Source organism: Rhodopirellula maiorica SM1, assembly GCF_000346295.1.
Taxonomy (GTDB): Bacteria; Planctomycetota; Planctomycetia; order Pirellulales; family Pirellulaceae; genus Novipirellula; species Novipirellula maiorica.
In genome coordinates, this window is record NZ_ANOG01000843.1 from 1 (window position 1) to 6174 (window position 6174).

A 6174-nucleotide genomic window follows, 5' to 3' on the forward strand; every position below is an offset into this window, starting at 1 on the left:
AACTCAGTCGAAACGTTGTAGGCAAGGTTGTGAGCTTGATGCTCCCAAACTTTGTCAAAGTGAGGTTGCAGCAGTGCGATGTTATTAAGCGTCGCCTTCAGACGATCCCACTCGTGCAGCACTTTGTAGTGATGCGCCTTGTTCCAAAGCAGCGTTGCGGCCACACCGCGAAGGCCCAACGAAGCAAGCTTCATGGTTTCGCTGGCCGGACTGATTTCGCCAAGGTCGCTTTCGGCGATATTAAACTTATCCCGCATCTCGGTTAGCTGACCGCCGGTATCCCCGCTGCCACCGCTCGGTTGCCCGAGCATGTACAAAGGGACCACCATGGCCAACAAGATGACGAGGTAAATAAGTTTGCGACTGAGGACAGTAGTTCGGTTCATGCCGCGATCTCACGCGATTTCAAGAAGAAGTAACTGACAACAAATGCCAAAATGCAATAGCCAAGCGTTGCGGCGGCATGGCGTGCCAACAACGCACCAAAGATATCGAAACCGCTGGCGGCATACTCCGCCGTACTGACCATCTTGGGCAAGTTCGGCAGTGCGGTCGCGATCGCGTCAAGCGTATAGACAATCCCGGCATCGACCGCCTTGATCACCTTCCCAGCCAACGCATCGACGTCCAACTGAGTCGTCATCGCATCCTGTTTCAGAATACGAACCACCGACTCGATCGGCCCTCCACCTCGCTCGATTCCCGAATCGATGTAGTAGCGAGTGTCGTAGACCTGTTCGGCCGAGAATCCGAGCAACACGCACACCGCGGTCGCCACCATCGCCACCGGACCGCTGAGGAACGTACTGAACATCACCCCAAATGCGATGATCATTGTCATCTGCAACCAGATCGAGATGTAGGCCTTGGTCAAGTTCCAAGCAAAACTGTTCTCACCCGGACGCAAGTAAACGCCACTCTTGGTCACCCCGAGGTATTGGCTACGGTCCAAACAACGAATTTGCACGATCATTTGACCGTTCTCGTCCACCAAATCGTCGAACACATTCAACATTCGCGTTTCGTTGCCATCGGTGCCTTCGATATTGAGCGGCAACAATTTTTCGTCGACCGTGTACTCGTCGACAATAAAGGTGATCGGGTTGCTGCTGATCGCTTTATCGGGATGCTTCATCGTGATCGAACCACGAATCCCGGTCACGATGTCGCCTTTGAACGAGCGATAAGCTCGAATCGACATGTCCAACGGCAGTCCTTCGAGATAACGTTCCGGAGTCACATTCGAAAACGTGAACTCGGCAACCCCCAAGGTTCCGCCTTCGATATAGCCATGTTCAGCGCGACGTGGCCCCTGGGTCACTCCGACCAAACGTGCGATCCCCGCACTTCCGTAACCCTCTTGGACCTTTTCGTTCCCCACGTCGATTCCGGCGTCCTTTTTATCGCCTTGACGATCGTAGAACTGGACCTCACCGTAGGATGGAATCCGAGCACGCAGGGCACCGGTTGCCGGTCCAATCGTGAACGAGCCGTCGTCGGCCTGAGTAACCACGTGGCGGTGCCCACGAACCATGTCCGTCAGCCCCAGGCCTCCGGAATCAGGATCGATCGAAAAGGTGTGCTTGTGGCCACGAATGTAGTCGGTTTCGCCTTCGAGTCGGCCATTGCTGAGCTCGCGAACATCGGTCACTTCGAGGTGCGTGTGACGCAAACCACGGGTGACGAACAAGTAACTCGCCAATCCCATCGGAACCATCATCATCGTTCCCACGGCGACAAAGCCGAGCATGCGGCCGAGCACAATTTCGGTGGGACGCACCGGTTTGGTGACGATCGTATAGATCGTTTTGCTCTTGATATCCGCCGGCAGCGAAAACGCACTAATGAACAACGCCAAGGCGAGAATCAGGTAGTTCGTTGCGGTCAAAACAAAGCTAATGTACAGCCGCGCCGGATCATCGCTTTCGGGGTTCAAGTACCAACCGGCTAACAACAAGCCGACGACAAACAAACCGACCACGAACAAGACTTTTCGCCGAATCGCTTCCTTGAACGCCAAACGGGCCAGCGCCATCACGCGGCGGGCCGAGGTGCCAGGCAAATCGAAGCGAATCAGATCGCGAACCGTACGTGCGACCGCGTAAAAACCTTCGCTCGGCCCATAGCGGGCGGCCGAGACCATGTATCCAACGATCAATCCCAACACGATCGCGAGCACGAACAACACGATGCCTTGCAGCAACGCACTTTCGAGGAACGCGTTGGGACGGACGAGCCATTCATAAAATGACCAGAAATCCTCAGGTTGTAGCGTCATTGACCGGCTTCCTCCGTCACATCACTTTCGCTCGTCACGCGACGTGCTCCGGGTCGGCTTTCACTTTCACGAACGATATTCAAGAACAGGTCTTCCATTGTCGCGGTTGGATTGTCGATCGATTCGACCGTACCGCCATGCCGTTTGATCACATCGGCGATCTCGGACTTGGCCGCGTCGCTCAATCCGCGTGCGTGGACTTCGGTGATGTCTTGGACCTTCAACAGATCCGTAACCCGCCCGAGTTCCTTCAACTCGCCTTGATGCAGAATCGCAACCCGGTCGCAAACGTCTTGCACGTCCGCCAATTGGTGGCTGCACAACAGAACCGTCTTGCCCTGGTCACGCAGTGCCAGGATCAAATCCTTCATCTCGCGGGTCCCGATTGGGTCGAGCCCGGTGGTTGGTTCGTCCAACAGAATCAGGTCAGGATCGTTGATCAACGCCTGAGCCAAACCGACTCGGCGCGTCATCCCTTTACTGTATTCGCGAAGCTGGCGGTGTTTGGCGCCTTGCAGCCCCACCAACTTGATCAATTCTTCGACGCGTTTCTTTCGTTGAGCGCCCGACATATTGAACAGCCGGCCGTAGAAATCGAGCGTTTCCTCGGCTGTCAAAAATTTGTATAGGTACGATTCTTCGGGCAGGTAGCCGATCCGTTCGTTTTTACTCGTTTCGGTCGCGTCCTTGTCAAACACAAGCACTCGGCCGCTGGTTGGGAACAACAACCCAAGGATCAATTTGATCGTTGTCGATTTGCCGCTACCGTTGGGACCGAGCAGACCGAAGATTTCGCCGCGGCGGACTTCGATATCGAGCGATTTGAGCGCGTGGACCTTCTTTCGGCCCCAAAAGTCGCGGTAGATCTTGCTCAGGTTTCGGGTTTCAATGACCACCCCCGAATCGGTGTCCGCAGAACTATTCGGAGCGGGTTGGCCGGCAGACTCAGCGACCGCAGTAGCATCGGTATCCACGAGCAAACGCTTTCTGTGTTGAGAAGAAGAAAAATGGGATCGTAACGATTTGAAATCCCGGGGAATAAAATGCCGGGTTCCAAAGGTTTTTACGTTACGGCGTCGTGCTGGAAAGGGTTCGATTTTTTAACGATGGAAACCGTCAGGTTTGTGGTGGACACTGCCAAAACCGGACAAGCGACGCATCACGGATTGCCAATCCGCTACCGAAAAGCCTAAAAAACACGCTCTGGCTTCGGAAGCCAGAGCCGCAGTGCCTCCGTCGGCCGCATCCCTCGTCTCGCGTCGTCTCACGTTCATGACTGCCCCTGGCTACCAAGACTCGCTCCGTTTTCTGTACGAGCGGATCAATTACGAACGGATTTCGACCACACCGGCAAGGTACCCGTTTCGGCTGCGCCGGATGGCAGAATTGGCCGAACGAATCGGATTGGGCGATCATGTCCACGTAAATTCACCCAATCCCCCGATTCCGCTTGTCCATATTGCCGGCACCAAGGGCAAAGGATCGACCGCAGCCATGGTCGCCGGAATTCTCAGCAAAGCGGGATATCGCACCGGGCTGTACACCTCGCCCCATCTAAACGACCTGGAAGAGCGTTTTCGGATCGATCATGTTCCGTGCTCCGCCAACGAAATCGTCAGCTTGGTCGATCGGATTCGCAGCGTGGTCGAAGAGATGGACCGAGAAGCCGGCTCGGGACCAACGTTTTTCGAGCTTACCACGGCGATGGCGATGCTGCATTTCCAGTCCCAAGCGTGTGATGCCATCATTTTAGAAGTCGGGCTCGGCGGACGACTCGACAGCACCAATGTGTTTTCATCGTCGGTGACCGCGATCACCAGCATCGGACTCGACCACCAACACGTGCTGGGCAACACGATCGCCGAAATCGCAGCCGAAAAAGCGGGAATCATCAAACCCAATGTTTCCGTCGTCTCGAGTGTCGCCCGCCCCGAAGCGATCGAGGTCATCCGAAAGACGGCCGCAGACCGAAACGCCCCACTTTACCAATTAGGGGAAACAGTCAACCCAGATGGGGAGCCCGCTAGCGTCACAACGTCATCGACGGGCGACTTTGTCATTTCGATCGAGCCGAACTGCGATTGGGGATCAAAATTGTGCTACCAGGGTCGCACTGCCCCGCTTTGCAATTCCCATGAAATGACGCTGGCGATGGAGGGAGATCATCAGGCTCGCAACGCCGCGGTGGCAATCGCCGTCGCTGACCTGTTAGCCGGATCGGGGCTTTCGATCCCTGAAACGGCTTTTGCCTCGGGTTTAGCCTCGCTGAACTGCACTGCACGTATCGAACGTTTCCACTTAAGCGATGACGTGATCGCGATTGTCGATGCCGCTCACAACGAAGATTCGGTCGCCGCTTTGATCAAAACGATCAACGACCGTCTGCCCGACCGCCAAATCACGATTGTTTTCGGAACCAGCCGGGATAAGTCCGCCGAACCGATGCTGGCAGCCTTGGCTCCCATGGCGACACACTTGGTGCTGACCAAATACAGCGGCAACCCACGCTACCGCGAGCCTGCGGAGATGTTAGCGATGGTGCCCAACGCAGACCGGCCTGAAACCAATCGGCCTGATGGTGTCCCGCATCTTCGCACGCACGTCATTGCGGATGCGATCGATGCGTGTCAACGCGGACGGGAACTGGCCAGCCCCGGCGGTGCCTTGGTGATTTGCGGTTCGTTCTTTCTGGCGGCCGAAGCGCGACAGTGGATCCTGGGTCTGCAGCGTCTTGGAACCGATTAAGACACCATAGGCACGTTATTCATTTTGCGAGACCGGGCTGGAACCAAGCAGCAGTTCGACATCACCGATCGGCATCGCGAGCTTCTCGCTGATCTGCTGAGTCGTCATCCCCGAGTGACTTAGCGCCGCGATCCGCAGCTGCAACACCGCCTGTGTCTCAGCAACTGCATCGATATCGGCGGTAGAACCATTCGTCTGAACTTTGGCGAGCGTCTCGATCCGCTCGTCTAATTGCCGCAACAGCGTCTGTACGACTGCAATGCGGGTATCCAGTTCGGCGGTCAATTCACGCTGCAGGTCAAACATCGCCACCTGCCAACGCTGGGTTTCGACCGGCGCATCCGAAAGGGGGGCCACAGGATCTTTGCGTTTCTGGATCGCTTTGAGTTCCCGGTTGGCGGCCCGCGAATCTTGGCTGACCCGTTTCCGCAACGCGATCTGGCGGCGCGCTAGCACCCACCCCAACATCACAAACCCGGCCAACATCAATAGCTGAGCCTGCTGCATTTGGGCTAAAATCATCGTTTGCATTCGTCACCCAAGAAAACGGTGTCCACTAACTCTTCGGCCCGGAGGATACGGTTATCATTGAATCGACCGCTCACCCCGGCCCTCATTGAACCTTTTCAATCGATTTCGATTACGGCGACTCTAGCACTCCTTTCGCCTATCGCGGTTTTGACGAAAATAATGGCCATGCTTCCCTCATCTCACTCCTCTGCTCGTCTACCTGCGATGTCCTCCGCGCGTGCTTCATCGAACGGCCCAAACAACGAAGCGGTTGTTCGCGTTTGGCATGCGACCAGCTCCTCCGCACTCCCCGGCCCGATCGAAACGTACTGTCATCAATGGCTCGATGAATCCGAATGCGAGCGGGCCAATCGGTTCCGCGTGATGACCAGCCGTAACCAACACATTGTCGGACGCGGGATGGCCCGTCACCTGCTCGGCCAATTCTCGGGCGCAGCCAACGTATCGCCTAAGTCGATTGAGTTCTGCTGTCTGCAACATGGCAAACCCGCCGTCAAATCACCAGCCGAAATTTCGACTCCATTCAACATCGCGCACACCGATGGTCTGGTGCTGTGCGGGATCGGTCATGCGAAACATCAACTGCTCGGAGTCGATGTGGAACGCCTCGAGCGGCGTAC

At 56.1% G+C, this 6174-nt stretch carries 5 protein-coding genes and 1 pseudogene; 2 read left to right on the top strand and 4 right to left on the bottom strand.

What is annotated here, in order from left to right:
• From RMSM_RS27130 to RMSM_RS27140, 3 genes and pseudogenes are all read right to left on the bottom strand, one after another.
• Positions 1 to 386, bottom strand: a pseudogene (locus tag RMSM_RS27130) (IRE (iron responsive element)); the annotation flags it as partial.
• Positions 383 to 2278, bottom strand: a complete 1896-nt coding sequence (locus tag RMSM_RS27135) for an ABC transporter permease (protein WP_008704473.1) — start codon at positions 2276 to 2278, stop codon at positions 383 to 385. The gene RMSM_RS27135 and the pseudogene RMSM_RS27130, both read right to left, overlap by 4 nt.
• Positions 2275 to 3252: an ABC transporter ATP-binding protein gene (locus RMSM_RS27140; protein WP_008704475.1), complete on the bottom strand. Its 978-nt coding sequence runs from the start codon at positions 3250 to 3252 to the stop codon at positions 2275 to 2277. Before RMSM_RS27140 ends, RMSM_RS27135 begins: the two co-directional genes overlap by 4 nt.
• A gap of 298 nt (positions 3253 to 3550) precedes the next feature.
• Here RMSM_RS27140 and RMSM_RS27145 point away from each other — a divergent pair, with 298 nt between their 5' ends.
• Complete coding sequence (locus RMSM_RS27145; RefSeq protein ID WP_008704479.1) at positions 3551 to 5023, top strand: bifunctional folylpolyglutamate synthase/dihydrofolate synthase; 1473 nt, start codon at positions 3551 to 3553, stop codon at positions 5021 to 5023.
• Between the two features lie 15 nt (positions 5024 to 5038).
• Here the strand turns inward: RMSM_RS27145 and RMSM_RS42125 are convergent, their stop codons facing one another.
• Positions 5039 to 5545, bottom strand: coding sequence for a hypothetical protein (locus RMSM_RS42125; protein ID WP_201767083.1), 507 nt, complete (start codon positions 5543 to 5545; stop codon positions 5039 to 5041).
• Between the two features lie 213 nt (positions 5546 to 5758).
• Here RMSM_RS42125 and RMSM_RS27155 point away from each other — a divergent pair.
• Positions 5759 to 6174, top strand: a 416-nt coding sequence (locus RMSM_RS27155) for a 4'-phosphopantetheinyl transferase family protein (RefSeq protein WP_390173501.1), incomplete at its 3' end; no start/stop codon positions are given.

Bases quoted from the DNA above. Each gene is read 5' to 3' on its own strand.
- RMSM_RS27135 (WP_008704473.1), bottom strand. From the start codon at position 2,278: ATGACGCTACAACCTGAGGATTTCTGGTCATTTTATGAATGGCTCGTC.
- RMSM_RS27145 (WP_008704479.1), top strand. From the start codon at position 3,551: ATGACTGCCCCTGGCTACCAAGACTCGCTCCGTTTTCTGTACGAGCGG.
- RMSM_RS42125 (WP_201767083.1), bottom strand. From the start codon at position 5,545: ATGATTTTAGCCCAAATGCAGCAGGCTCAGCTATTGATGTTGGCCGGG.